Raw genomic sequence first — 26,889 nt, 5'->3', positions numbered from 1 at the left:
CCACCTCGCGCCGCCCGGACAGGCCACCAGCACAGCGCTCGGAGAGCACCTCATGACGCTGCATGTTTTCGGTCAACTTCCCTTGGACTGAGGAGACGACGGCGACGCCCTCGCCGCAGGGGCCCAGGAGTCCCGCGAAGCGGTTCCCACCCGAACCGCCTTCGCGCCGACCAGCGGCCCGCCCCACTCCTCGATCCGCGCCGGTACGCCACCACGGCACCCCGGCACGGATCGACCTCGCCCGCACCGTTCGGTACCGGTCCCCACGTGGGGAGGGACCGGTACCGAACGGTGCGGCATGTACGGGCCGGCCGACCGGCCACTGGCAGGCGATCTGTACGGGCGTGTCACGCAGTTGGACACTCATCACCCGGGGCTCAGCGCACCGGGAAGCCGAAGGCGTAACCCTGCTCCTTGAGCTGGGGGAGGATCCGGCGCAGGGCCTCGACGGTCTGGGAGCGGTCGCCTCCCGCGTCGTGGAAGAGGAGCGTCGGCCCGTTGGGCAACTCCCGCTCGACGGTGGCGACGATGGCGTCCGTGCCCGGAAGCTCGAAGTCCTTGGTGTCCACGTTCCAGCCCAGCGGGCGCATGCCGCGGGAGGCGGCGAGCGTACGGCTGTACGGGGTGAAGGCCCCGCCGGGCGCCCGGTAGTACATCGGCCGTACGCCCCCGGACGCCTCGGTGATCATGCGTTCGGCGTCGAGGATCTGCTGCGACTGGTAGGCCTGGGACTTCTTGTCCATGGTGGTGTCGTGCGACACCGTGTGATCGCACAGCCGGTGCCCGGCCGCGACCACCATCTTCACGAGGTCCGGGTGGGCCTGCGCCTGCGTCCCCACCATGCAGAACGTGGCCTTCACCCCGTACTCCCGCAGCACGTCGAGCACTTGCGGGGTCCACACGGGGTCGGGGCCGTCGTCGATGGTGATGTTGACGCCGCGCTCCCCCAGGTCCGAGGCGTGCGCGATGGTCACCGCGACGGCTTTGACGTCACTGCCCGGCGTGGCCGACGCGGTCGCCTTCGGCGACGAGCCGCCCACGGCACCGGCCTGCGCGGTCCACATCGAGGTGCCGGCGCCGAGCAACGCCACCCCGAGCGCCGCGCCGAGCACCTTGCTGTACCAGCCTCGCCCGCCGCCATGCCGTGCCATGTCCGCCCCGCTTTCACGCAGTTCCTCGCCAACCCCTTGGCCACCTCGCGACCACCTGACAGGACGAGGATCGGCAGCCACAGGATGCGTCCGTTACCGATCAAGGACAATCCCGGGGGATTTCCCGGACAACAGAGCGAGCGATGGGCGGAATTGGTCCGCTTCGTCCGATCCCGCCTCTCCCCGGACACCGGTGGCCCGCCGGAACCGACGTCCCTCAGCCGACGTCCCTCAGCCAAGCGGAGTGCCGCCAGTCGCACCGGTGAGCCCGACGAACTGGACACCGCCTGCGCCGGGGCCATCCCATGATCCCTACGGCGTTGGCCACTGCCCGGCGACCTGCCACTGCGAAGAAGGCCGAAGGCCTCCGGCATCGAAGTCCAGGCTTGCTGAGGGAACGGCGAGGTCCTCGCTCCGCGCACCGGCGTCGCCACCGCCGTCCAGCATTCGCACCTTTAGCCCTGGACGACGAGTTCCTTCATCGGACAGCCTCCGACGGGTAGATCACGAGTACGTAGCGCGTGTTCTCGTCGTGCAGGGCGAGTTGGTAGGCCGTTCCTGCGGTCAGGTACGCGAGGGCCCGTTCATGCTCGGCCTCGTCCGTGAGCCAATGACGGCCAGGCTGCGCGTATGCGGCGTCGAGCTGGTCGGTTATGCCGCCCGTCCGCTCACGAAGCCAGCGCAACGCAAGTCGCGGGCTCGCGGCTGCGTGCACTCCCAGAACAATGCAGTCGGCCTCGTGCACTGGGTAGGCGGCTGCCCAGCACTGGTACGACGTGTGCTGTCCGCTCGGATCCAAGTCTTCAGCAGGAGTGGACATCAGCACGGATGTCCTCCTGGGTGAGCGTCTTGCTCCGGGTGTTCGACCTTCGGGGCAGTGCCGTTACCCCCGTCGTCCGTAGCCGACAATGCGATCACCTGTGAGGACACCGCTAAAAGAATTTCCCAGTTGGGGCGGGCAAGAGACAGAAACGGCAAGCTGGTCCAGGGCGTTGGGTCGGCAAGGGCCGGTCTTGAGTACACCAACTCAGCGGGCCATCCAACGGTCCATCTCCCGCGCCCGGGTGTCCAGCGCGGTGACGACGGTGGCTGACGCGGTCCGGGAATTGCTGGGAACCTGCACGTCGCGCTGGACGCCTCCGGCCACATGGCCGGACCCCGGTTCGGGCATCTCCACCTCGATTCCCGCGCGCCGCGCGAGCGCGACCGCCGCTGCCACGAACCCTTCGGAGAGCGCAAGGATCACGGAGTGCCCTGTCCGGCAGTGCCAGACGACCAGACCGCGTACGAACTCCGCGTACACGGCCGGATCGACCTCGAGCGTGTCCGGGTCGCCCCAATACTTGCCCTGCCCGATTCCCGAGGCCAGCTTGAGCTCGGCCTCGAAGACCTCGACCTGCCGCAGGAAAAGGCGGCCGGCACCGTTCGACGGGTTCCACAGCGTCGCGTCACCGGTGTCGAAGTACATACTCATCGCCGATCCCCCTGCTCAGCCGCCTCGGCACAGGGTAGAAGATCATGCGGGTGGTAGGCACCTGGGTTGCTCTTGCGTGGGCTTAGTTGAGCAGCGGGCACCGGACGGACTGTGGGAGACCCCAGGACGTGGCACCAGAGCCGCCGCGCGTGCCCGGGGCGGGCGGCCGGGGCCGGCGACGGCGTGACGACCGCGCGGTCCTGGCCGCGATCATCTCCCTCGCCACGTCGGGCCGCACCCGGCGGCAGCCACCGCCGGTTTTCGGCGCCCCCTGACAAACGGTCCACCGGCGCTCTACTGGCTGGTCCAGGCCCGGATATGCGCAAAGTCGCCCCGCGTGGTGCTGGACCGGCTCGGCGCGAACGCCGATCCGGACTGGTAGCGGTGCACGATCGACTCGGTCAGAGTCCGGGCAGTCAAAGGGGAGGGGCCCTTCGACCGGACCGAATCCGACCGATCGACCGATCGCGGCAAGCGAGGGTCAAAGATCCACGCCACCTGTGACAGCAACGGCCCGCCGATCTCGTAGGGCATCTGCGGAGCCACCCCGCACAACAGCCAGGCCCTGATCCCGCTGATGCGCGACATCCCACCGATCCGCTCCCACTACGGCCCAAGGCCCCGCCCCCCGGCCAAGCCGCACGCAAACAAACGCTACGCCCTTGACCACCTACGCAACTGGCTCCACCGCGGCATCGAACCTTCCAACTGCCCAGGCCAGCATCGCCAGCACGCTCATTTCCTACCACCACTGCACCAACTGAGACGACGTCCCAGACACGCAGCAACGTCAGAGGGCCCAGCGCAACTTGCACACTGGGCCCTCTTATCTGCGTTTTAAGCTGCCGGGGTGGCGGGATTTGAACCCACGACCTCTTCGTCTCGAAGCAGCTTGGGTGGGTGCGGCCTTGGGCAGTTCTTCTGCTCACCTGCTGCGATGGTCCGCAGACGTCCGAGCTTGTCCGCCGCTGTCCGTGGGCGTTGTCACGCAGTTAGACACTCACACCTCTGGTCCAAGGTGAGGCGGCCTTTCCGTTTTTGAGGTTGGTCAGAAGGCGGTCTGCCACCAACGGTGTGGTGGATCGCGGTAGGGCGCGGCGTCCGGACGTTTGAGGACTCTCCTATCCAGAGGCTCCACGATGGTGCGGAGCTCCCGAGCGCTCTTCTTGGGAAGCGCGCAGATAGCGAGCTCCAATAGGTCTCGCTCGTCCGCTGGCTCGGGACAGCAGTCGGGTACACCGCATCGGTCGCTGAACGGTGAGGGGAACTGATCTCGCGGTGCCCTTGCGATGGCAGCCCACCGGGAGAGAGCCTGCTCGATGAGGCCTGGCTGGAGCCGCGTCCGCTCCAACTGAATGATCTGCGCCTGAGCTGGGCCGGAAAGCCGACCGATCTTCGAGTAGCTGCCACGTGCAGCCGGAAAATGCCTGTTCTCTGCCCGTAGGCGTGAAGGGCGCCTACGCGGCATGGCCCTTTCGGTTGTGAGTCATGAACGACAGTCTGGCATGCACACTCTCAGCTTGGAAGGCGTGGGCTTCTAGGCTCTTCAGGCCGTTGGCCTGGGAGTACGAACTGGTTCGGGCCTCGTGGAGTTCGGTTGCTTTCACCGTGATTCCCCGCTGTTCCCCGCTCGATCTGGTGCGGTTGTGGTGCGGTGGTCCGTCAGGGGCGCTCCAGACGCTTGCCGATTACACGGCTGCTCTGCTCGATGAACGACTGCATGGCGGCACGGCACCGGTCCCGCCGGACTCGGTACTCGGACTCTTCCGTGTCACCCCGTCGCCAATAGGCCCCTAAGGCCTGGCCAGCGTCATTGACCTCGCGGAGCGCGGCCAACAACCCAGGGTCGTGGGACAGGATCTGCAGCCGTGCGGATGCCAGACGATGACTCGCCAGATCCCACTCGATCACGCGGCCCTCAAGGTTCAGTACCTGCTCTTCCCAGACGAGGTTGAGAAAATCTCCGCTCGAAGCCGCGACTTGGGCGCAGGCGTCCATCAGCAGCTCAACAGTCTTGGCGCGTGCCTCACTGCGTTTGTTCAGGTGCTGCCCCAGCAGAGCAATCGCCGCGCCGGTAATGGTTGCTAGAAGCGTCCCCCATGCGTCCATGCCAAAGAGACTCCCCCACCAACACGCTTTCCAACTGTGTTGGAGGGGTCGTGAGCCTTGAACGTGGCCGTTCACCCGCGTTCACGAGCAGTCGGCCATGGGACTGGCCATCAGCTCCGGTCTCGTCTGAACGGTCATGAACGACGCTGAATGAGGCGGAAAGTGAGACGGACGGCAGGACCGTCGGTGCGTACTTGCCACCCTGGACATGAGCGACCCGAAGGTGCTTAACCGCAGGAAACGGTGTTTGTCGTACACGAACCGGCCGGAGACACCACGATGTACGCACCATCGTGAGAGGCCACACATGACTACTACTCTTGCCAAAGGCGGCAATGCAGTATTGCCCGCCGCGTTCTGCCGGGTCACCCTCACCGCGCTTACTACGGGCATCGACGTCTCCGCTGTTCTGCTCGGGCAGGACGGCAAGGTGCGGAGCGATGACGATCTTGTCTTCTACAACCACTCCTCGCAGGACGGGATCGTAGTGAAAGGGCAAACAATCCTCGCGGATCTGGCCGCGGTCCCCACCGCAGTCGACCGCATCGCGATTGTCGCCAGCATCGACCCCGAACTGCGGGCCACTCACTTCGACGCGAGCAACACCCCCCACGCGGTCATCGAGTGTGGGAGCGCACGGATCGCTTTCGCACCGCCATCGCTCACGCATCGGGAGACGGTGGCCATCCTGATTGAGCTCTACAGACGTTCAGGTAGTTGGAAAGCAAGGGCTGTAGGCCAGGGATGGGACACAGGGTTAGCAGGTCTGGCCTTGGACTTCGGCATCGTTGTGGATGATCCAGGTCCACCCACGGCGCAGACCTCATCTGCGGCGAAGGCCACACAGGTCCGGCATACGCCTGCTGTGCCGCCGCCACCCACCTACGCACCGCACATCTCGCCTGCGGCTGCACCAGTCTCGCCGACGTCACCGTCTCGCCCTCTCGTCCCGCTGGGAAAAGTCGCCCTTACCAAGGCCGGCCAGGCGACCATTGACATGCGCAAGGACGACCCAAGTCTCGCCGTGACGGTCACACTTGAGTGGAACGGCGGAAGCGCAGCCAGACGACAAGCTGGCGCAGACCTCGACCTATACGCTCTCTACGTTCCTGGAAGTCTTGTCACCCCACCTGGTAGGCGCCCGAACAAGTCAGATCAGGTCGTCTACTACCGCCAGCTCGGATCTCCCTTTGCTCCGCCCTACATCGCCCTGGACGGCGACTCCCGGGTGCCAGGCCGCGAGACCATTACTATCCGGCGGCCCGATCTCCAGGGCTTCGTCCTCTTGTGTGCCTACAGCGCAGTGGAGAACGGTGCCGGTTCGTTCAAGTCATACGGGGCCCGGGCAGTCATCACCGATGGACGGGGCTCCATCGTGACGGTGCCACTCTTCAGCAATCGCAACTTGTCCTACTGGGTCGCCATTGCCCTGATCGACTTCACCGTTTCCGGCGGTGCCCAGATCCGGCACGTGGAGAAGTACAGCGGCCACCATGTCGAGGCACGTCCCACGCTGTACTCGAACGGGAACTTCCGAATGAGCACAGGAAAGATCGAATTCAAGACCAGATAGTTGGTAGCAAGATCAGGGCAGGTCTCAAGTGGTTGGCGGCTCCCAAGTTCCCGCAGACCTGAGGCTCGGAGCTTGGGAAGCTAAGGGCATCTAGCACTTGCTCCGGGCCTGACCTGCGACGAAGGGGCGCAGTGACGGTCGATGGGTTCCCCCTGCTCTCCGTGGTTTCCCGTATGACCTGGCACGCATCTCGCACGAGCCTGATCACGAAGTCGGTTTCACCATGTGGGCCAAGGCGACAAGGCCGATTCCGACCGCTGTCAACGATGGATGCTCGAACCCGCCGCCTGCAACGAGCAGAGCACCCGCTCCTCAGAGTCTCGGCTGTTGAACGTGGCGCTGTAGCCATCGGCCCGGCACGCGTCCTAGGAGCAGGCCATGCAGGCCGAGAACAACACACGTGAGCCAGAGTGTCCCGACCAGAACCAGCAGCGGCAGAAGGAAGCCCGCAAACGATGTTGACATGGTCGTTCCCCGGTGGACTGGTTACCTCGTTCCCTGCGTGGAAGTCTGGCATGTCCGTGCGGACAAGGACGGTTGAACGCTTCGTCCCGAAGCAACTTGGGCGGGGGCTCTGTCTTGGGCTGATATGGCTCTTCCCTGCTGCAATGATCCGCAGGCGTCCGTGCTCGTTCGCCTGCGTCGTCGCGCAGTTAGACACTCACTCGGGACACGGGCCAGCTGGAAGGCGCTGCGCGGGTTCGACGGGAGCCCGCTGCTTGCGTCCGATGGGTGTGCCATCAGGGCACGAGAAACCGTGCTGCTCACAGGTGGCCGTGTGCGTACCGTCGGTCTGAACCAGGGGGTGGAAGTCTGTGTTGTATGCACACGAGGTGATCGTGAACGAACTCGCGCAGGGGCTCAGACCGGTGGCCGAGGGCGTCGAGTGGTTCGAGGGCCTCTCAGAAGATGACCAGCGCAAGGTCCTGCACGCGCTTGTGCTGTTCTGCAGGCAGGCCCGCGTCTGCGAGGAAGACGCGCCGGAGAGCATCGCCCGTTCCGGTATCCGCCCCACTCACACGCCGGCGGTGATACTCACGAAGTGGCGCTTCGGAATGGAAGCACTTCCGGCCTACGAACTCACCAAGTCCTTCCGCCTGCTCGTCGCCCTCTTCAGCATTGCCGACGTCCGCAGGCGGACGCTGTTCTGCGTCGGGGGATGTGGTCACGCGTGGCACAACCTGCCGGATCCGACACGTGACGCAACCTTAAGATGACTCCTCGTCCTGGGGTTTGTCGGGTTCTAGGTGACCTGCGTTTTCCCAGTTCAGGAACAGTGCTCCTTCGTGCGTGGCGGTCGTCCTTGGCCACTGTTGCGTGGCCTGGACGGCCCAGCTAGTCGCCAAGCGACGGCGCGGCTTCGGAAGGAGGACATTGATTGATCGCCTGACGTGATCTTGTCTGCGCTGGCTTGGGCGTATATCTCGGCAGGCGAAGGGATCACACTGGCAGGATGCCGTTATGGGGAACACATGTGCGTGGCCCGTGTTGCGAACCACGGATCTGGCTGAGGCGTTGGGGCTCGCGGAGAGGTTGCTGTCGGTCGCGTCCTGGTACAACTCCAGCGGCTGCTACCTGGATGCGTGGGCGCGCGATGATGATCAGTTGAGGCGTTTGACCGAGGCTTCTTCTGAAGCGAGGGTTGAGTGGTATGGGGAGGGCCACATCGGCTTTCCCGCGAGTCTGCTCCTGAACGTGACGACCTTTGCGCAGGCGGGTGATGCCCTGGGGACGTGGGCGTATATCACCAGATGCTATGTCCTATGGCATGACCTGAGGTGGCCGGCCGTGCCTGAGCTTGGACTGGGCGAGGAGTACAAGTACGCCGAGTTGCAGGTCGCGTGCAACAGTCACGACATCCACTGTGAGGAGTGGGCGGCCGAGCACACCGTCTTCATCCACGCCCGCCCCGGGCATGACGAGCGGGCTGCTTGGCTGGCGGCGCAGGTCGACGCCCAAGTTGTCGGGTCCCCCGAGGAGGGGTGGTAGCTGATTACTGATCTCTTCGGGTTGTTGTCTGCCTCGATGCGTAGTGCTCGTGATTGAGTGGATTCCTCCCCGTCGTGCGGCATATCCCTGCCAGGATCGGACGCGTGACATACGTAGTGACTGTGGACGCCCACATCCCGGAGGGCACTCCGGCGATGGACCCACTTCAACGCGCCGGCGCCGTGGCGCTCATCGAGGACGGTTTCGACTCGGTCCAGGCCATCGAGGGACCCGACGGCATTGAAGTCGATCTCCTCGACAGCATCGTGGCCGTCTACCCGGGCGGAGCGCTTCTGAAAGTGTTCGTGGATGCTTCGGCTCTGGAGTTCGCCGAGGAGGCCGTGCGGTCGGTCGTGGGTGAACTGCTGGAACGGTCCGAGCTGTTGGCTGACTGGCAGATCGAGCGATGTGAGGTCGAACTGCACCCGGAGCTCGCCCAGGAGAGTCTCGCCGCCGCCGACGGTCCCGATGCCCCGCCCGATGATCCGGCTGACCGTAAGGCTCGGCATATCGAGCGTTCCACAGCCGAGTACGACAGCGAGGGCTACGACGCCGCGGCGAAAGCTGAGGCGGTACGCGGTCAGATGCTGGCACTGGCAGACGATCTGCGTTCCTTCCCGCCCGTGATGTTCGGCGTCCTGGACGACGAAGACGACGAGGAGGAAGACGGCGACACCGAGTTCGCCGTATCGCCGGAGGACGCCAAACTTGCTGCCGGTGCATTGGTGTACGCGACGGACATCCTGGTGGACGAGCTGTTCCAAGACGTGCAGACCCTGACGGAGGAGGACACCAACGCTGCGGAATGCGACGGTCCCCTGTGGCACTTCGAGGACCTTCCCGAGCGATATGCCCTCCACTACGACGCCCGTTTCGCTCGCCGCTTCCTGGTGACGGTGATCGCCATGACCACCCGCTTCACGGACGGCAGTTTTCAGCAGCTGAGCTGCGTCGCAGAGGAACTCGCGCTGAAGCTGCTGCTGACTGAGACGAACGTGACCCTGGAGACTTTCGGGCTGCTCGACGACGGCGTCTCGGCCGCGCTCGACTCGTTCGCCGACAACGTCTACGAGGACATGGACCACGAGTGGCTCTACGACGACTCCATGGACGGCATCGACGAGAGCGCCGTCGGAGCGGCTCTTGGTGTCGCGCCGATGGCGTTCAAGGCGTGGTTCACTCCGTTCAACGAGGGAAGGTACGTCCACCCGTCCGCGGCTGATGAGCCGGAGGGGGCGGCGCAGTGAGTTGTCCCGCTTCCTGAGGCTCCTTACGCAGGCGGGTTCTGCGGGAGTGACGGGCCCGACAGTAGAAACGAGCTGCTGTTTCGCTCACAGGTCGAATAGTGCGTCGCCCGCGTCCGATGTCGCCTTCAGTGCCTTGGTCGCCTCTATGGGCACGGGAAGGACGCCCGCCGTGGTCAGATCTGCCACCGTGACCAGTTGGCCCGCGCACACCTCATTGAAGAGGTCGGCCTGTGCCGGCTCCCCATGCACGAGCAGGCCGAGGACGTTCAGCAGCTCCAGCAGTTCCGTGGTCCATGAGGGAAGCCAGCGCCGAGTGAACTCATGGTCCAGTTCGAGGCGTCGCTTGCCGGCGGGATTCCTTCGGCGGTAGCCAAACCACTTGTCGAGAACGTTCATCCCGGACACTTCGTACTCCCGGACCGCGCGAGGCACTGGACTGATCCGTCCACTGCCGACCCACAGGTCCTGTGTCACGGGGTCGTACGCCAGCTTCTCCGGCATGGCTTCCGCATCGTCCGGAATCTCCGCGACGCATCGGGGGCGGTCGTGTGCCAGCAGTACCCTGCCGTACGGCCTCTCAGCCGTCTCGTCGGCGTATCGCTCACCGTAGGAGTGCAGCCACAGGACACGCTGGCCGATTGCAACCGCCTGCTCCCACAGACAAAGGTCAGCGGTGAGAGGTATCCGCGCACCCGGGACTTCGAGGTCCTCCTGGAATCGAGCCGTGTACTCCGGGTGGGACGCAATCGCGGCGATGTAGGCCAGCAGGTCTTCGGCGGCGACTCGTACGCCGAGCCGCTCGGAGAGGAGGGGGAGCAGACCGGGCGTGACATTGGGCAGCGTACCGGCGGCGTTGCGGTAGAGAGGACGGGCGCAACCGCTGCGGTTGTTGAAATAGTCCATGTCGGGAATGAGGGCGCTGAAGACTAGCGCTGGCCCGTTGACCACCGGGTGGGCGTTCTGCTCGATGGTGTAGATCTGGCGGTCGCTGCGGACTCGCCAAAGGTCCGCCCTGCCTCGCTCCATCAATCGGCTGTCCGGCAGTACATATTGCCGGTCGAATGACCGGAATCCGATGCGTACCGTTTGAGGGCTTGTCCTGTGTTCGGCCGCGAGTGGTATCCGTTCGTGAGACGCGACCCCTGGCAAGGGCGGAACATTGTCCGCAGGCGTTCGCTCACCAGAGTGTCCGAGCATCTCGGCGCGTCGCTCGGTATCCGCAGCGAGCAAGCGCTGCCACCGCCTGTGAAGCGTCTCCTGATCCGGTGCATAGACCCACATCCGCCCGGGCGTGACGCCACGCGACGACCACGGCATCAGATCTCTCAACTGCGAGCAGGACTCCCACAGGTCGCTGCCGGGCGGCAGGAAAGCATCCGTCTTGCCCGTGGCGCACTCGCGCCATTCGGAGTCGTCGAGCCTGAGGGTCGCCAGATGTTCGATCTTCTCGTCGCGGCGCCCGGCGACCTTGAGATGCCTTACCTTTGCGATCTGCTGCTCTGTCCGCGGCCTGGGGCTGTTCCGCCATCGTACGAAGATCGCGATGCACAACTCCTGCGCGACCTCGGGGAAGATGCGGGTCGCGACATCAGCTCGGTGGCCCTCCGGTGACAGGTCGATGATCCAGCCCTCGTCGGCGGTTTCACGCAGATAGCGCCGCATTCCGGCGAACGCCCGCCCTTTGAGCCATGCCTTAGGAGTGATCAGCGCGACCACGCCGAAGGGCGCGTCGTCGTGTGCGTCGAAGACTTTCCAGGTGGCCCAGCGCCAGAAGTAGACGTATAGGTTGGCGATCTTCGATTCGTATCTGCCGTTGCCAGGTTGCCGGAAGGCCCCCAGCGGGGCGGGGATGTCCGCTTCGGGCTCCCCTCGTTCCACCCACTTGCCGGCGCCCCGTTTCACGGCGTCGTGCGGCGGGTTGCCCATGACGACCATGACACGCTCGTCCCGCTTGACCTGGTTGGCCTGACGGCGGGATTCCGCGAGCGCCCGGTAGGTGTGGGGGATCCAGTTGAACTCGGCTGTCGGGCTGTCCAGAGCATCAGCTACCAACAGCCTGAGTCCCTGAGCGGGGGCCGCAGACCCGTACTGCTTGAGCATGGCGTGCATGCGCAGTTCCGCGACGGCGAACGGACCGACCTGCATCTCGAAGCCGACCAGTCGACGCCCCACCATTTCTCGCAGGCGCGGGCCCACCGCGCCTGGGCCCTCTTCTTCGGCGATGGTCTTGGCAGCCAGCTCCAGTGCCGACAGTAGGAAGGTGCCGGTGCCCATGGCCGGGTCGACAAGGACCACATCGGGAGAAGCGAAGCCGGACGGGATACGGAAGCCCTCCCGCCTCAGGACGTCCTCGACGAGCCGGGCCATGGCCGAGACGACGCCACGCGGTGTGTAGTACGAACCTGTACGTATCCGCAGCTCAGGGTCGTAGATGTGAAGGAAGTGCTCGTAGAGCAGGAAGTAGGCGTCGCCGGTGCCGTCGTCCAGCACGTCCCATCTGACCGCGCCGATGACACGAAGCAGTGTGTTCAGCGTGGTGGACAGTCCAGCAACAGAGTCGCCGGCCAGGACATCCAGCGCCTGCCCCATCAAGGAGTGCTTCTTGCCCAGCTTCGCGGCGATACTGTGCATGGTTTCGCCCTCGAAGGTGATCTCCTCCACCCGGGCGAGCAGAAGGGCGAACACGACGGCTTGACCGTACTGTTCGACGAACTCCGCGTCGGTCGCCTCCGGGAACAGCAAGTGCCGCCAGTCCTTGGCCAGTTTTGTAAAGGCTGGCAGGCGGCGTCGGCTCTTTTCCTGCGCGATCGCCTCGCCGACCTCTTCCGACAGAAGTCGGCAGAGTCCGGCGACTGCTCGGATGAGCTGGCTCGTGGTGCGGGGTGTCTGCGGCTCCCAGGTCAGGAAGTCGTACAGCACCCGCGCAAGCGCCCCGTCGGCGGGAGCAAGCCGGGCGCCGGAGGTAAGGACCGAGCCGCGCAGGTAGGCCACTTCGCCAACTTGTTGGCCCTGCTGGTGGACAGAGAACTCGTTCCCGTCACAGAGCAGTACGTTGTTGAGCAGCCGCAGTTTCGCCCACTGTCCGGCGTTGCGGCCTGTGTAGACGGACGGGTCGGCCTGGGTGCCCGGCTTTTTGAGCTCGATGTAACCGACGAGAGCGCCGCCGACCTCAACCGCATAATCAGGGCGGGCTCCCATGTCGACGAGCGGAACCTCGCCAATGAGGGTGACGTCCAGACCGAGGCCGCGGCACACGGACCGGGTCATGTTCTCCAGCGGTCCTCGGAGTTGGTCCTCCTGCCATCCGCCGCCTCTCAGCTTCGGCGTGACTTCCGCTCCAAACGCGGACACAGCGGCTTGGACGGCCTGTTCGAAGCTGTCATGGATCCTGCGCCGGGCACTCATACCGCCCCATCCCCAAGGCGGGCAGATCCGGCCGACGTCAGGTCGGTGCGGCTATCTGCCGCACCTTGCTCCCGTCGGGGTCGGACTTCCTTCCGGCCCTCGCTGTTCCATGACCGTAGGAGGGGAGCGTGGGGCGCAAGGAGGGTGCATGCGAGGGCGCATGGAGGCGCGTATGCATGCAATATGCGCCGATGCTGGACTGGTGAGGTGGTGGACGCGCCAGGTCAAGACCGTCGCGAGGCGGCGGGCGTTGTCCAGGGAGGTCGTCGTTCAGCCGGATTGCCGAGACGAATCAGCAGCACGACTCCCGAGCGCATGGCGCCCAGTTCACGAACGCGCACATGAGAGGGATGTGGTGACGCGGTGATCAAGTGGGTGTGGATGTTGCCCGCTGGGAAACCTCGACCAAGATCTTCTCCCAGATTTCTCCCAAGCGATCTCTAGGAACCAATCAGGGGCCCGACCCGCTCTGCGGATCAGGCCCCTGACCTGGTATGTCACTGTCGGGGTGGCGGGATTTGAACCCACGACCTCTTCGTCCCGAACGCGGTCAGACCCCTTGTGACCTTGCTCTGCCGTCACCAGCCTGCCCGCTTAAGCACTGGCGCTGTCCACTTCTGTCCAGGACAGTCCGCGCGCGGCTACCTCGTTTGGCCCCCCGTTTGGCCCCTGCTGTTGGCTCCGGCTGCGTCGTGACGACAGGAGCATCCGGCCCGTGCGGGAGCATGGTCTGCCACTGTTTGGTGTACGGATTCTAGTTCGGCAGAGTTCTCGGGCTCCGAGCCTCCGGCCAGCGAGTCCCTGGCCTTGACATGCTGTGAGTGCGTGTAGGGGCGCTGCCAGAGGTGCTGCCCAACGAACTTTGGGAACTCTTCAGGGGCGGGGGCCAAGCCAGTCGTGGCAAGGCAGGCTGTCTGGATCCTCCGCAGGCACGTCGGTGAGCCCCTAAATGTGAGGGAGACGAGCTCACGAGTACTCGCGACCAGCCCCCTACGACTGTAGATTGAGACCATGACGACTGCCCGAGAGCTGGTATGGCTGCGATGGAAGATGTGACGGCTCCCTGGACGATGATCCTCGACGTCCGATGGCGCCCAACGCCCCGTGTCTACGATGGTCGCACTCGGCTGCTCCTGCTGCTTGAAAGCCAGAAGCGTTTGCGCGCCTTCAAGATTGATGACGAGATTGTGCGCGCAGTTGTGGGAAAGGATGTAGAGATTCTCCTTTCCCCTACCCACATCTCCATTGCGGACTCAACCGGATCGGGCGACTCCGAGGCTTTTAATGCTGTCCTTGATGCTGCAAAGGAAGCCGTAGATTTCAGAGCTACCTCCGTTAGCGCCTCGTTTCAGCATCTCGTGCCCTTTGCGTTGAGGGGCGACTATGAGGAGTCACGGATAAGCGCTGCAAAGGGCCTGTTCGGTCGCTCTCTGGTTGATGGATTCACCGTCACCGATACGGCAACTTTGGTGGACGGAAAGACGGAAGAGAGCGGGAGCCTATTCAAGGCTGAATTCGGGATCGTGGATCGCGAGGAAGCCCTTGAGAGGCTCAGCAAGAAATTTGGCAGACTTCGAAGTAGCGAACAACCTGACTTTAGTCACGTGAAGTTCGATGAGCGGGAAATTTCGGATGCAGCACTCTACGTCGATTCTACGTGGCATAGGCACTCGAAGATCCCCCAAAATGCAGGTAGTGAATGGTTTGTAAATCTCGGCCGTGAATATAGTCAGGAGGCTGGTCGGCTAGTTAGTGGTGTCTTCAGGAGAGTTTCCGTAACAGGCTAAGGGTGGGGGTAGGTTTGATGACGACTGGGACAATCTCTCGGGCGGCTGGGGTCATAAGCCGTCAGGGCTACTACTACGTCGACGCTAGCGACGACATTCCGTGTGACGATGCAGTTCCTGCGGCAACTGCAACTCCTAGCTTGTTCGTCGTCGATCCGCAAAGTTCCGTGCCTAGTCCACAGCGGGAACGTCGTGGTGACCTGGCTACGCGGTGGCGGTACACCGACGTAATTCCGGAGCTTCTGAGCGAACTCATCGCGACGGGACGCTCAAGCGAGGCAGTTGCCATCGAACGAGTACTAGGGCATGACGACGATGAAGCTGCCATGCGCGCGTACGTTTCTCGTCTCTGGGCAGAAGACTGGGATTCGGACGAAGACTCGGTGTATGACGCTTAGAGAGCTTTACAGGTGACACCCGGCGACGTCGCCTTGGTTCATTTTCCGTTTAGCTATATGGAAGAGGAACCCTTCAAAAGGCGTCCAGTGTTGGTTATTGGGTGCACGCTACCAGGTGAAGTGGGAGATCATGCTGCGCTGGTAGCGCAAATCACAGGCGTGGCCGGCCGGGTTGCAAACCCTGGTCAAGGTGACGTCGTCGTGCACAAGTGGAAAGAAGCTGGACTTCAAAAAATCAGCGTAGTGCGGGCTAGACGCCTCTGGACTCCCGAGCCAAGAGACTTTGAGGGAACGGTTCTGGGTAAGATTGACGTGGAGACTTTCGAGGAAGTCCTGTCTCACGTCAGGCTTTTTATTAGTCCGCAAGGCGCATCAAATAAGCCAGCAATACCGGAGAATTGACTCAGCCCAGGTCCATGTGGGACCTGGGCTGAGTATGACGGGCTCAGCGAGGCATGAAGCCGGGTTTTTGTTCAGCGAGCGAGCGAAGCCGTGCAAGGTAGTTTTGTGCCGCTGGCTCGGAGCTGTACCGGTGCCGCATCTCGGCAGCAAGTTCGCGGCTGGTCATTATGAGCGACGGTACCGATTTGCGGTCGCCTTCAAGAGCGCGCTCTCCCATGATGAGCGCTTGCTCCAAGTCGCCTTCACGCGCCGCCGTGACGCCCAGCGTGACGCGGGCTTCAGCGTTGCGCATCGGCGAACGCTCGGTTCCGTCGAAGTCCGTGCCTGCCCTCAGCACCTCTTCTGCGAGCGTGCGCGCGAGCTTGTCCTCACCGACGAGGCGGTAGCAGTCCATCGCGTAGAAGTCGAACTTGGCGGGGTCCACCACGAAGTGGTTGTCCAGGTTCTCGGGGTGCGGCATTGCTTCGAGCGTCCGCCGTCCCTTGTCGAGGGCCACCTCGACTTGCCGGCGGTCCCCGAGCCGCGCCCATGCCTTGGCTTCCTGCGCGGCAAGCTGCACAGCCACGCCGTGATGCGGCGCCGCCTCACCTCCGGCCCGCGCTGCCGAGATCACGCCGCGATAGTCGCCGGTCGTGAGCGCGAACCAGGCGCGCATTTCGTGTGCCCACCCTGCCACTTCTGCGTGGTCGGCTTCAGTCGCCAGAGAGAGGGCGGCACGGCGTGTCGACTCGGCAGCATGACGGTCGCCTGTGTCGTATTCGACGCAGCCGACCAGTAGAGCGAGCCAGCCGGAGAGGGAGAGCACCTCGCGGTGCTGCGCGAGCGTGAGGCTCTTCGTGTGAAGTTCGACGACCCGGCGGAGCCACTGCCGCCCCTCAATGAGGAGTTGTTCGCTAGGCATGAACGGGTACTCCGACGCGAGCCGGTCTGTCGTGATCCGCAGGGCATCAAGCGTGGCGTTGTCGACATCGGACCGGTTCAGCCGGCTCACGATCTCCAACGTCTCCATGCCGCTCGCCGCCAAAATCTCTCGGTCTCCGTCTCGCCGCGATGGCGCCGGGAAGAGCGCATGCGTCACGGTGCCGAACACGGCCGCGATCATCGGTTGATAGAAGTCGTTGGGTGTCTGGCCGGACTCCCAGCGCTTCCACTGGCGGATCATGCTGTCTTCCGCCGGCAGCTCCGTCGGAGCGTGCGCCCGTAGAGCCCTGACTGCGTCACGTTGCGACCAGTCGCGCGCCGCGCGTTCAGCCGCGATGCGTCGCGCCCATGCGGGCCTGTCGTCGGTCATGCGCCCTCCTCCGAGTACCTGCTCCGAGTCTCGCGCGCGAGCCGGGGGGACAGGGAAGGTGACAGGGGGGTGTCACCGGGCATGTCCCCTCCCCTGCTCTGCCGTCCCCTGGCTGTCACTTACCTCACAACTCCCGTTCCACGCATGCTGGTTGCAGATCACGCACCACCCGGTTCGGAGCGACTTTCGAGCGCTTCGACCCTGCCGCGAAGTTCCGAGACTTGGGAGGTGAGATGTTCGAGCCGACGCAGCACTTCGGGAACGTCGACAACCGCGTCGGTTCCGCTGCCTTGGCCGGCCTGCTCCGGGTCGCGGGCATAGCTGCCCCGCGACGTCGTCATGATGAGCCCATCCTCACGGAGGATCGCAAGGGCCCGCTGCACTGTCATTCCCGAGATCTTGAACCGTTCGGTCAAGTCTCGCACGGAGCCCACATGCCCTCCGGGTTTGATGTCACCACGCAGGATCTCTTGCCGCATGATGTCGGCCGCTTGCTCGGACTCTGGCCTTGGGTCGTCTTTCGAGATTTCAGCGCTCATCACGCCATCGAGCGTACCCACCCCTAGTACGACCTAGTACGAATCTGTGGCGACCTCTTGCGCCATGGTGCGTGCTAGTACATGCTGTTACAAGTTGGTACGGCGAGCCCGGAAGGGCTCAGCCGAGTGCACCCGTAAGCGCTTGACCTGCAAGACCGCACGACCAGGAGCCCCGCATCGGACGGGGGGAGGCGACCCGGCGCCTTGGCATTCACCGGAGGGCTTAGACCGAAAGGTCACGTCTCCATACGCCTACTTCGAGGCCGGACAGCTCTACCTGACACGGGAGCGCGTCGCGATGAAGGAGACACGCACCACCTCAACTTTCACCGCCCTGCCGCCTTGCAGCGTGAGGGCTCTGCGGGACGGCCGCGTCTCACCACTTCACTGCCGCAGCCGTTCCGCCTGTTCGCGCACGTCGTGTCCCACTCCAACAAGCCTTGGGGGCTTACCCATGACCGAGCGCATTTTCGACTCCGAGACCTCCGGTCCGATCGTGCTGGGACTGTCGCTGCCGGTCGGCAGCGTCCGTGTCCAGGTGATCGAGAACCTGCTCACCGCCCGCGTGGTGCTGCGCACTGACGACAACACGGGGCCCGCGGCCGACGCGATCAACCGTGCTCGCAGTCAGCAGAACGGGCAGGCGTTCGGCATCGAGGTACCGGAGATGCCGAACGGTGTGGTTGTGCAGGGTCGCCGCGGCACCGTGATTCAGAGCGTCCGCAGCATGAACATCGTCGGCGGCACGGTCCGGATCAACGGTCGCGTGGTCTCCGGCGGCATGGCCGACATGCCGACCGTCAGCCCGATCGAAGTCACGGTCTGCTTGCCCGCACAGTCGTCCCTTGCGGTCGTCTCGCAGTCCGCTGACACCGAGGTCTACGGCTACGTCGACCGTATGGAGTTCCGCTCCGTCTCCGGTGACCTGGGGGTTGACGGCGTTCGCGAGCTGCGAGCCAACACCACCTCAGGGGATATCCGCGTCGGTCGGGCCACCGAGCAGATCAACGCGCACTCGGTGTCCGGCGACATCAAGGTGCGGCTGTACGACGGTCGCAGCGCCGCCCTGAACACCACCTCTGGGGATGTCGAGGTACAGGCCACCAGCGGCGCCGCCGGGCACGTCAGCGCCCACAGCATCTCCGGCGATGTCGAGGTATCCGGCGCCCGCCACCTGAACGTGTCCGCCGACAGTGTCTCCGGCCGCGTCCGCAACCGCTGATCGCTCTACCGCCCCGATGGTCGCACGGACCGTTCGACTCGGTCCGGGGGCGCTTTCCCCTGCCGCGCTGCGGCTCGGGTTCTTCCGGAAAAGCTGCCGTCTCACCAAACGCCTGTGGCTGCTCCGGCTCTATGTCCCTCCCACTTCAGGAGCCTTCCATGCGTACGTACATCGGCCGTCAACAGGCCGTATCCGCTGAGGACTTCGCGGAACTCGCGCTCGGTACCCCGGTTGAGCTGTGGCTCGGGGTCGAGGGCGAGAGCGACGAAGAGCGCGCGGCCCGTTTGGACGCGGCGCGCGACATCCTCGCTGAGCACCCCGAGATGCCCGACGACCTGATCCGCATCGCGGCCGAGGCTGTCGAGGCGCACCCCGAGTTGTTCGACGTCATCCCCATGGTCCGGTTCGCAGGCCGCCGCCGCTCCGTACGGAAAGGAGCGGCGGCATGACCGCCACAACGACCGCCCTTGCGGCGCCCCCGTCCGGGGTGCCGCCGCTGACCAGGCCGGAGATGGGTCTCGCCGGAATCGCCGCGCTTGCCGCGGCCGGAGTCGGTGCACTCGGTCTCATCTCCTCCTTCGACGCCGTGTCGGCTGCTGCGGCCCGCTGGGGATTCGGCGAGCCGTGGATGCTGCCGGTCGGTATCGACGTGGCCATTCCGGTGTTCACCGTGGCCAACCTGCTGTTGATCCGGATGGACATGGCGCTTGCGTGGGTCCGGTTCGTGCCTTGGGTGCTCACGCTCATCACGTGCGGGCTGAACGTTGCGGCCGGACAGGGCATGTGGGCCAAGGTCGCGCACGGCACCATGCCGCTGCTGTGGGTGGTGTTCTCCGAGATCGGCGCGCACATCTACGCCGCACGAATCGGCGCGGCCACCGGTCGACGCATGGAAAAGATCCGTTTCTCTCGGTGGCTGCTCGCGTTCCCGTCGACGTTCGCTCTGTGGCGCCGCATGACGCTGTGGGAGGTCACCTCCTACTCGGAGGCACTGACGCGGGAGAAGGAACGGCAGTTGGCCCGTGCGGACCTGCGCGAGCGCTACGGCCGCAAGTGGCGCTCGAAGACCCCGCGGCGCGAGCGCGTGATGTTGCGCATGGGCGAACTGGCCCCTGCCTCCGAGCAGGAGGCGCCCGCCGTGCCCCCGCCGGTACATCCGGCCGACCCCAAGCCGCGCCCGCGCCGGCAGACGAACGCCAAGGCCAAGGCCAAGCCGCAACGCACCTTCAAGGAACTACTCACCGAAGCGCGTACGGCCACCGCAGAGTGGGCCGACGCGGAGCTGACTGCGGATCGCATCCGTACTGCCGTGCACGTCTCGCAGGCCAACGCTCGTAAGCTGCGCGACCAGTTGCAGACCGAGCGTGCCGACGGCCGCCCGCTGCACTCCGTGGCTGACTCGGAGGGCGACGGCACAGCGGCTGAGGCTGCGTGATGTACGGCAAGTGCTTCGACCCGACCGGCGCGACGTACGGACTGCCCACCTACCCGTGGCGCTACGCCCCCGATGGACTCGCCACCAAACGGCAGTTACGGGCCCGCGGCTTACGGCCCGGCGGGCAGTCGATCGCGGCACAGATCATGCGCCCGCGCTACCGGCGCGGCCCGCTGGTCGCCTACCTCTACCGCGTCGACCGCGCCAAGCCCGTCCGGCCGATGACGCCGGGCAAACGGGCCGCGCTCGCCAAGGCAATGCGCGCTCGCCGAACCTGTCCGGCCTGCCGACAGGACGCCGGATACGTCATCCCCACCTCGCTCGGCACGTGCGTGCCCTGCGCATACCCCGAGGAACAGCGCGCCGCCTGACGACCTTCCGGCGCTGTCCGCTTGTCCGCTGAACAGCGGACACCACCGGACAGCTTGTCGGGGTCTGGACGACTTCCCGCACGCCATCGTTCATCCACGGGTCCGGCCGCCCACCTCCTACAGCGTCGGCCGGACCCGCCTTGCCTCCCACTGGAAGGAACCTCAGTGAAGCACCCCGACGACGACAACGAACTCTTCAACCGACTCGAAGCCGAGATGAGCACCGACCCCGGGGGAGAGGTAGTCGACCTCGACAAGGCACGGTCGGCCCGCATCGGGTCGGCCGACTCGACTGCCCGACCCGATGCCGACCCGTCGGCCGACTCCGACCCGAGTCGGTCGGGTGCCGAGTCGGCCGACCCGACTGCGCGCGTGATGGTCGACCTACCGACAGCCAAGGCGTCCGGTCCGGGTTACCTCGGTCGGCTGCTCGCTACACAGCGCCGTCCGGTCGTTCCGCTGTGGCTGAAGTCCGTGGCGGAACTGAAGACCGCCGCGGCGTGGGTGGCCCGCCACTATGCCCACTCGGTCGGCTACCACGCGCTTCGCTCCCCGGTCTACGCCGCGCGCCTGACTCTCCAAGCCCCCTCCGGTGCCGCGAAGTTCGTGGGCGGCACGATGCGGTGGGCGGCCGACCGCGAGGGCGAGCCGGTCCGACTCGCCGCGGTCCGGCGCGAGGACGCAGCCGAGTACCTGAAGCTGTCGCGGCAGCGCGACGGACGGGTCCGACTGCGTGCTCTCGTGACAGTGCTCGCCATGTTCACTGGGCTCGGTGCTGCGCTCGCCCTGTACGTGCTCGCCCCTGACTGGCTTCAGGCGGTGTCGGTGGGCGCGGTCGTCATGGCGCTCGGGGTCGCCGGCCGCAAGGCGGATGCCCCGGTCATCCACCGCGCGGTGGAACTGCCCAAGGCGGTCAAGCTCACCTCAGACATCGTGCTGCGGTCGCTCGGCTCGCTCGGCATCCCCGCCATCAACCAGGCGCAGGGCAAGGGTCGCGACGGTTTCGAGTTCACCGCCCCGATCACTCGCGACGGTCCGGGATGGCGTGCGGAGGGCAACCTCCCGTACGGCGTCACGGTCACGGACATCATCGAGCGGCGCGAGCGGCTCGCTTCCGGCCTGCGCCGCCCGCTGGGCTGCGTGTGGCCGGAGGCAGTGCCCGACCAGCACACCGGGCACCTGGTGCTGTGGGTCGGGGATCAGGACATGTCCAAGGCCAAGAAGCCTGCGTGGCCGCTGCTGAAGTCGGGCAGCACGGACCTGTTCAAGCCGGTCGCGTTCGGCACTGACCAGCGCGGACGCTGGGTCGAGATCACCCTCATGTACATCGCGGCCGTCATCGGCGCGATTCCGCGCATGGGCAAGACCTTCCTGCTCCGTCTGCTGCTGCTCATCGCCGCGTTGGACCCGCGGGCGGAACTGCACACGTACGACCTCAAGGGCACTGGCGACCTGGACCCGGTTGGCGAGCGCGTCGCTCACCGCCACCGTGCCGGCGACGAAGAGGAGGACATCGAGTACGCGTTGCGCGACCTGCGAGCGCTGCGCGAGGAACTGCGGCGCAGGGCAAAGGTGATCCGCTCGCTGCCGCGGGACATCTGCCCCGAGTCCAAGGTGACGTCCGAACTGGCCAACAAGAAGTCGTTGGGGCTGCACCCGATCGTGGTCGGGGTGGATGAGTGCCAAGTCTGGTTCGAGCACGAGAAGTACGGCAAGGAACTCGAAGAGATCTGCACTGACCTGGTCAAACGCGGTCCCGCTACCGGGATCGTTCTGCTGCTCGCCACGCAGCGGCCGGACGCGAAAGCGCTGCCCACGGGCATTTCCGCGAATGCGTCGGCTCGGTTCTGCCTCAAGGTCATGGGGCAGTTGGAGAACGACATGGTGCTCGGCACCTCCGCGTACAAGCGGGGCATCCGCGCCACCATGTTCAGTTGGGGCGACAAGGGCATTCACTACTTCGTCGGTGAAGGGTCGGACGCCCGGATCGTCGGCTCGGTGTACGTGGACGCGCCCAACGCGGAGGCCATCGCCGCACGCGCCCGCAAGCTGCGCGAAGCCGCCGGCACCCTGTCCGGGCACGCGCTCGGGGAAGAGCCGGAGACGGACGCGAGCACGTCGTATGACCTGCTCGCCGACATCCTCGCGGTCATCCCTGCCGATGAACCCAAGGTGTGGTCCGAGACTGTCGTGTCCCGGCTCGCTGAACTGCGGACCGACGTCTACGACGGATGGACGCCGGAGGCACTGGCCTCAGCCCTGAAGCCCCACGGCGTCTCCACTGTCCAGGTGGGCCGCCGTGTGGACGGCAAGGTCGTCAACCGGCGCGGCGTCGACCGCTCTCACATCGTGGCTTCGATTGCGGAGCGTGACGGAAACCGCGACGCGGGATGACCGTCCGGAGCCGCTAGCGCTAGCGGCACACACCGCTAACGTTAGCGGCTCCGCTAGCGCCCCATACCTGTTCTGATCAGGCCGCTAGCGGATAGCGGCCCACCTGCGGAAACCCCTGAAACCCGCCTGGAAGGGCCCGTGATGACCCCTGCCCTGCTCGCTATCACTCTCATACTTGGCGTGACTTTGTGTTACGTCGCCGTGTGTGCCGCCTCCCCGTTCGGCAACTGCCGCAAGTGCAGCGGATGGGGCTTCCGGATGAAGACCGACCGCAAGGGCCGCATGAAGCGCGGGAAGGACTGCCGCCGCTGCAAGGCGACCGGCAAGCGCATACGCGTCGGCCGCTGGCTCTACAACCGCTGGGCTCGCGTCTACCGCGCCGGCACCGACGGCCCCCGTCCGGAGGCCTCCCGATGATCCTCACCTTCTCGGCGGTGCTGCTGTTCGGTATCGCCGCCTTCGTCGCCGTCAAGACCAAGGCGACCGGCGCGGGCGCCGCGGTGGTCCTGTTCCTCTTCGGTTTCTTCACCGCCGGGACCGGCGCTGACGGCCCGGTCCGTGACTTGGTCCGGGCGTTCGCTCGCTTCCTTGCATCGCTCGGTACCTGACAGGAGGACCCGTCGTGAACGAACCCTTCAAGCCCCTCGTACCCGGCCACCGTGAGGCGACCGTGGAAGTCCACCGGCCCATCCCGCTCGCCCCCGTGCAGTCCGCACCGCTCGTGCCCATGCACCCGGGCACGATCCCGTCGGTGACGAGCATCGTCCTACCGGACGGCCGCGTCGTCACCGGCTACTCCCTCGAACCCGCCAAGCCCGAACCCGTCGCGGGCAAGCCGCCCGTCTCTCGCGCGGCGGTGAACATCGCCCTCGGAGGCATCGGGTTCGGTGCCGTCTGCGGTGGTCTGTTCCTGCTCACCGCGTTCATCACCGCGCTGACAGCGCTCATCACCCAGCTCATCACTCTCGCCGCCGTCATCTTTGGCGGTTGGGTCGCTGTGCAGGTCTTCAGCGCGAGCGGCCACAGCGGCGGCAACACGTTCCACATCCGCAAGGCCGTCTTCAAGCGCAATCACTTCCGCGGCTAGCTACGCCCGAGGCGGGCGCCGTCTCACCACAAGCCTGCGCCCGCCCCGGTTCTCCTGTCCCTCCAACAGAACAAGGAGACCTCAAGCATGACCCAACGTCGTGCATTCGGCGAGGGCCGTCCGGCCCATGCCACCCCATCGAGCGGATTGGCGGTGGCCGTATGAACCGCCACCTCCTGTACGCCGCACTGGACGCTGCCGAGCGAGGATGGGCCGTCCTCCCTCTGCGCCCCGGTGACAAGCGCCCCGCCCTCCACGGTGAAGACGTCTGCCCCGCCATCGGAGACTGCGCCGGCGGTCACCGGAAGTGGGAAGGGCGCGCCACGATCGACCCGGACCGTATCCGCCGGGCATGGGGCGACCTCCCGTTCAACGTCGGCATTGCGACCGGCCCGTCCGGGCTTGTCGTCGTCGACCTCGACATGCCTAAGCGCAAGTGCAGTACGGACACGCCTAACGGCGTGACGACCTTCACGGCGCTCTGCGAGCGCGCCGGGCATGCCGTCCCCACCACGCGTACGGTGCGGACCGCGGGCGGCGGGGTCCACCTGTACTTCGTGGCACCGCCCGGTGTCCGGCTCGGCAACACGGCTGGACGGCTCGGTAAGCGCATCGACACCCGGGCATGGGGCGGTTACGTCGTCGCGCCCGGCAGCATCACCAGCGCGGGCGCGTACGCGATCGTCAACGACGTGCCGCCCGCGCCCCTGCCGGATTGGCTGTGCGCCCGCCTGACGGTTCGTCAGTCTTCGCGAGCACTAACGGCTGCACCGTCGGCCGTACGAGCCTCTCGCTACGCGGCAGCGGGCTTGAACGCGGAAACCGCGAGCGTTCGAACGGCACCGGAGGGCGAGCGCAACGCCACGTTGCTCCGGGCGGCGCGCGCCTTGGGGCGGTTTATCGCGTCGGGCGACCTTCCCAGGGGGCAGGTGGAAGAGGCTCTTCAGTGGGCGGGGGAGCAGGCCGGTCTCTCGCCGCGATCGTGTGAGGCGACCATTCGCAGCGGTCTGAACTGGTCGATTGCTCGAAACCAGCACCGGAGGGCGGCATGAGCGCCCCTACTCGCCCCCTCCTGAAGAGCCTCCCCGCTTCCCACTCCGGCCCGCGTGCCGCCGCACAAGCCGCGCTCGGTCCGGCCGTGGGCGAGCCGACAGGCGCCGCCCGAAAGGGCGTCCGCTCTGCTGTTGGCCCTGACTCGCAACAGGGAGACGGACGGTACCCGGTCGCATGGCTGCGCATCTCCGTACCGCGCGGCACCGTACCGACCGCCACCTCGAAGTGCCTGTGCGGCAGGGATCGCAGCGCCGTCGGTCACACGAAGGTGCTCGCCCTGGTCGAAGACCACACCGCCCACCGCGACGTATGCCCGCTCCGCACCAACCAGGAAGGGAGGCAGGCGGCATGAGCGCCAACTCGCCGGCACCCGTCATGGACGGCTCCGCACTGCTCGATGAGGTGGAAGCCTTCCACCGACGCTTCAACATCTTCCCGCTCGAAGCCGCGTACGTCGCCGTGACGCTGTGGAACGCGCACGCGCACCTGCTCGACTGCTTCGACTCCACACCGCGACTCGCGTTCCTGTCGCCGGAGCCGGGGTCGGGCAAGTCCCGCGCTCTGGAGATCGTGGAAACCCTCGTGCCGCAACCGATGGTCGCGGTCAACGCATCCGCGTCCGCACTGTTCCGCGCGGTGTCCGGGATGGAGGGGCGGCCGACGATCCTGTTCGACGAGATCGATACGGTCTTTGGGCCCAAGGCCGGAGAGAACGAACAGCTCCGGGGCTTCCTGAACGCGGGCCACCGACGCTCCGGCGTCATGTGGCGCTGCGTGGGCGACGGCTCCAATCAACAGGTACAGGAGTTCCCGTCGTTCTGCGGGGTCGCGGTCGCCGGGCTCGGCTCGCTGCCCGACACGATCCTGACTCGCTCGGTCATTGTCCGCATGCGGCGCCGCGCGCCGAACGAGCAGGTAGAGCCGTTCCGTCAGCGCATTCACGAGAAGGAAGGACACGAACTGCGCGACCGGCTCGCCAATTGGGCACAGTCCATCCGCCACCTGGTCGACGGAGTGTTCCCGGAACTGCCGGACGGCATCAGCGACCGGCCCGCGGACGTATGGGAGCCCCTGCTCGCCGTGGCCGACGCGGCGGGCGGCACGTGGCCGGAGCGGGCCCGCGCTGCGTGCATCGAGATGGTGAACGCGGCCAAGACCAGCGACAAGGGCAGCATCGGCATTCGCCTGTTGATCGACCTGCGCGACTACGTGTTCAACGGCATCGACCGTCTGCCTACCGTCGCCATCCTCGACAGGCTGCACAGCCTCGAAGAGGCGCCGTGGGCGGACATGAGCGGCAAACCGCTTGATGCCCGAGGCCTCTCACGGATGCTGCGCGAGTACATGACCGCGGACAACACGCCGATTGCGGCCCGCAACATCAAGGCCGGCGGAAGCGTCATGAAGGGCTATTACGCGTCCGATCTTCACGACGCGTGGCAACGCTACTGCCCTCCCCCTGCGGAAAGTGCGCTACTTCCGCTACCTCCGCTACCGGGCAGGTCAGAGCCCTAAAACCGGTAGCGGATCGGCACTCCGCATCCGCTACCGCGCCGCCCGTCCGCTACCGGCCCCGTGGCCACGATTCCGGGGCCGGTAGCGGCTCCATCCGCTACCGCTGCCCATATCCGCTACCACGATCACGCCCTTGAGCAGGGCGGTAGCGGAGGTAGCGGAAGTAGCGGAAGTAGCGGACCTGACAGGAAGGGGGCCACCGCCCCCAACTCCCTGCCGAGGAGGCACCACCGCATGAGCACCGCCGTTGCGCCTGCTGAACAACTCCTCTATCGGCCCGAAGAGGCCGCGAAGGCTCTCCGGATCGGCCGCTCGATGGTCTACGAGGAGATACGGCTCGGACGACTCCAGACCGTTCGCATCGGTCGACGTCGACTCGTGCCGCCTGAGTACATCGCGAAGTACGTCGAACTCCTCAAGCGCGAGGCAGAAGCCACCGCCTGAATT

Annotated in this window: 26 protein-coding genes and 1 pseudogene; 19 read left to right on the top strand and 8 right to left on the bottom strand. The window is 65.7% G+C overall.

All coding sequences use genetic code 11. The features are described 5' to 3' along the window. Window positions 1–377: 377 nt before the first annotated feature. From AB0N66_RS07150 to AB0N66_RS07135, 4 genes and pseudogenes are all read right to left on the bottom strand, one after another. Window positions 378–1,151 (bottom strand): polysaccharide deacetylase family protein, encoded by a 774-nt coding sequence (locus AB0N66_RS07150; RefSeq protein ID WP_365429840.1) that lies wholly within the window; start codon window positions 1,149–1,151, stop codon window positions 378–380. Between the two features lie 478 nt (window positions 1,152–1,629). Next, window positions 1,630–1,866: a hypothetical protein gene (locus tag AB0N66_RS07145; protein WP_365429838.1), complete on the bottom strand. Its 237-nt coding sequence runs from the start codon at window positions 1,864–1,866 to the stop codon at window positions 1,630–1,632. Window positions 1,867–1,994: 128 nt separating this feature from the next. Beyond that, a pseudogene (locus AB0N66_RS07140) lies at window positions 1,995–2,102 on the bottom strand (ATP-binding protein); the annotation flags it as partial. A 76-nt stretch (window positions 2,103–2,178) separates the two neighbouring features. After that, on the bottom strand, window positions 2,179–2,625 hold the full coding sequence (locus AB0N66_RS07135; protein ID WP_365429836.1) for a DUF6086 family protein: 447 nt from the start codon (window positions 2,623–2,625) through the stop codon (window positions 2,179–2,181). 128 nt (window positions 2,626–2,753) lie between these two features. Between AB0N66_RS07135 and AB0N66_RS07130 the strand changes: the two genes are divergently transcribed. Further along, window positions 2,754–2,900: a hypothetical protein gene (locus AB0N66_RS07130; protein ID WP_365429835.1), complete on the top strand. Its 147-nt coding sequence runs from the start codon at window positions 2,754–2,756 to the stop codon at window positions 2,898–2,900. Between the two features lie 1,387 nt (window positions 2,901–4,287). Here the strand turns inward: AB0N66_RS07130 and AB0N66_RS07125 are convergent. Then, a complete protein-coding gene (locus tag AB0N66_RS07125) occupies window positions 4,288–4,734 on the bottom strand; it encodes a hypothetical protein (protein WP_365429833.1) in 447 nt (148 codons plus the stop codon). Window positions 4,735–5,041: 307 nt separating this feature from the next. On the opposite strand from AB0N66_RS07125, the gene AB0N66_RS07120 reads away from it, so the two are divergent. From AB0N66_RS07120 to AB0N66_RS07105, 4 genes are all read left to right on the top strand, one after another. Further along, on the top strand, window positions 5,042–6,307 hold the full coding sequence (locus AB0N66_RS07120) for a TerD family protein (RefSeq protein ID WP_365429831.1): 1,266 nt from the start codon (window positions 5,042–5,044) through the stop codon (window positions 6,305–6,307). 839 nt (window positions 6,308–7,146) lie between these two features. Then, entirely contained in the window at window positions 7,147–7,524 is a 378-nt protein-coding gene (locus AB0N66_RS07115) for a DUF5958 family protein (RefSeq protein ID WP_365429829.1), read from the top strand. 571 nt (window positions 7,525–8,095) lie between these two features. After that, a complete protein-coding gene (locus tag AB0N66_RS07110; RefSeq protein ID WP_365429827.1) occupies window positions 8,096–8,296 on the top strand; it encodes a hypothetical protein in 201 nt (66 codons plus the stop codon). 104 nt (window positions 8,297–8,400) lie between these two features. After that, window positions 8,401–9,543 carry a hypothetical protein gene (locus AB0N66_RS07105; protein ID WP_365429825.1) on the top strand — a complete coding sequence of 381 codons (1,143 nt, stop codon included), beginning with the start codon at window positions 8,401–8,403 and terminating at the stop codon, window positions 9,541–9,543. Between the two features lie 84 nt (window positions 9,544–9,627). Here the strand turns inward: AB0N66_RS07105 and AB0N66_RS07100 are convergent, their stop codons facing one another. Next, complete coding sequence (locus AB0N66_RS07100; protein ID WP_365429823.1) at window positions 9,628–12,810, bottom strand: type ISP restriction/modification enzyme; 3,183 nt, start codon at window positions 12,808–12,810, stop codon at window positions 9,628–9,630. Between the two features lie 1,172 nt (window positions 12,811–13,982). Here AB0N66_RS07100 and AB0N66_RS07095 point away from each other — a divergent pair. Together AB0N66_RS07095 and AB0N66_RS07090 are read left to right on the top strand one after the other, a co-directional pair. Then, window positions 13,983–14,735, top strand: coding sequence for a hypothetical protein (locus tag AB0N66_RS07095; protein ID WP_365429821.1), 753 nt, complete (start codon window positions 13,983–13,985; stop codon window positions 14,733–14,735). 410 nt (window positions 14,736–15,145) lie between these two features. After that, on the top strand, window positions 15,146–15,535 hold the full coding sequence (locus tag AB0N66_RS07090; RefSeq protein WP_365429819.1) for a type II toxin-antitoxin system PemK/MazF family toxin: 390 nt from the start codon (window positions 15,146–15,148) through the stop codon (window positions 15,533–15,535). A 43-nt stretch (window positions 15,536–15,578) separates the two neighbouring features. Here the strand turns inward: AB0N66_RS07090 and AB0N66_RS07085 are convergent, their stop codons facing one another. Then, a complete protein-coding gene (locus AB0N66_RS07085; protein ID WP_365429817.1) occupies window positions 15,579–16,826 on the bottom strand; it encodes an XRE family transcriptional regulator in 1,248 nt (415 codons plus the stop codon). Window positions 16,827–16,984: 158 nt separating this feature from the next. After that, a complete protein-coding gene (locus tag AB0N66_RS07080; RefSeq protein WP_365429815.1) occupies window positions 16,985–17,365 on the bottom strand; it encodes a GntR family transcriptional regulator in 381 nt (126 codons plus the stop codon). 454 nt (window positions 17,366–17,819) lie between these two features. On the opposite strand from AB0N66_RS07080, the gene AB0N66_RS07075 reads away from it, so the two are divergent. From AB0N66_RS07075 to AB0N66_RS07020, 12 genes are all read left to right on the top strand, one after another. Next, entirely contained in the window at window positions 17,820–18,587 is a 768-nt protein-coding gene (locus AB0N66_RS07075) for a DUF4097 family beta strand repeat-containing protein (RefSeq protein ID WP_365429813.1), read from the top strand. A 158-nt stretch (window positions 18,588–18,745) separates the two neighbouring features. Next, complete coding sequence (locus AB0N66_RS07070) at window positions 18,746–19,036, top strand: hypothetical protein (RefSeq protein ID WP_365429811.1); 291 nt, start codon at window positions 18,746–18,748, stop codon at window positions 19,034–19,036. Continuing rightward, window positions 19,033–20,022 (top strand): DUF2637 domain-containing protein, encoded by a 990-nt coding sequence (locus AB0N66_RS07065; protein ID WP_365429809.1) that lies wholly within the window; start codon window positions 19,033–19,035, stop codon window positions 20,020–20,022. Before AB0N66_RS07070 ends, AB0N66_RS07065 begins: the two co-directional genes overlap by 4 nt. Beyond that, entirely contained in the window at window positions 20,022–20,393 is a 372-nt protein-coding gene (locus AB0N66_RS07060; protein ID WP_365430234.1) for an RRQRL motif-containing zinc-binding protein, read from the top strand. Before AB0N66_RS07065 ends, AB0N66_RS07060 begins: the two co-directional genes overlap by 1 nt. Before the next feature lie 165 nt (window positions 20,394–20,558). Continuing rightward, window positions 20,559–22,787, top strand: a complete 2,229-nt coding sequence (locus tag AB0N66_RS07055) for a cell division protein FtsK (protein ID WP_365429807.1) — start codon at window positions 20,559–20,561, stop codon at window positions 22,785–22,787. Window positions 22,788–22,928: 141 nt separating this feature from the next. After that, window positions 22,929–23,204, top strand: a complete 276-nt coding sequence (locus tag AB0N66_RS07050; protein WP_362617477.1) for a hypothetical protein — start codon at window positions 22,929–22,931, stop codon at window positions 23,202–23,204. Further along, window positions 23,201–23,395: a hypothetical protein gene (locus tag AB0N66_RS07045; RefSeq protein ID WP_086748407.1), complete on the top strand. Its 195-nt coding sequence runs from the start codon at window positions 23,201–23,203 to the stop codon at window positions 23,393–23,395. The genes AB0N66_RS07050 and AB0N66_RS07045 overlap by 4 nt, the downstream gene beginning before the upstream one ends. A gap of 14 nt (window positions 23,396–23,409) precedes the next feature. Beyond that, window positions 23,410–23,874, top strand: coding sequence for a hypothetical protein (locus AB0N66_RS07040; RefSeq protein ID WP_365429805.1), 465 nt, complete (start codon window positions 23,410–23,412; stop codon window positions 23,872–23,874). 161 nt (window positions 23,875–24,035) lie between these two features. After that, window positions 24,036–24,926 (top strand): bifunctional DNA primase/polymerase, encoded by an 891-nt coding sequence (locus tag AB0N66_RS07035; RefSeq protein ID WP_365429803.1) that lies wholly within the window; start codon window positions 24,036–24,038, stop codon window positions 24,924–24,926. Continuing rightward, on the top strand, window positions 24,923–25,279 hold the full coding sequence (locus tag AB0N66_RS07030; RefSeq protein ID WP_365429801.1) for a hypothetical protein: 357 nt from the start codon (window positions 24,923–24,925) through the stop codon (window positions 25,277–25,279). The genes AB0N66_RS07035 and AB0N66_RS07030 overlap by 4 nt, the downstream gene beginning before the upstream one ends. Continuing rightward, a complete protein-coding gene (locus AB0N66_RS07025; protein WP_365429799.1) occupies window positions 25,276–26,442 on the top strand; it encodes a DUF3631 domain-containing protein in 1,167 nt (388 codons plus the stop codon). Before AB0N66_RS07030 ends, AB0N66_RS07025 begins: the two co-directional genes overlap by 4 nt. Before the next feature lie 234 nt (window positions 26,443–26,676). Next, complete coding sequence (locus AB0N66_RS07020; protein ID WP_365429798.1) at window positions 26,677–26,886, top strand: helix-turn-helix domain-containing protein; 210 nt, start codon at window positions 26,677–26,679, stop codon at window positions 26,884–26,886. Window positions 26,887–26,889: the final 3 nt, after the last annotated feature.

The sequence above is a fragment of the Streptomyces sp. NPDC093544 genome (genome assembly GCF_040683495.1).
Classification (GTDB): Bacteria; Actinomycetota; Actinomycetes; order Streptomycetales; family Streptomycetaceae; genus Streptomyces.
Note: the sequence above shows the minus strand (reverse complement) of the source record. Positions and strands in the feature narration are given on the sequence as shown.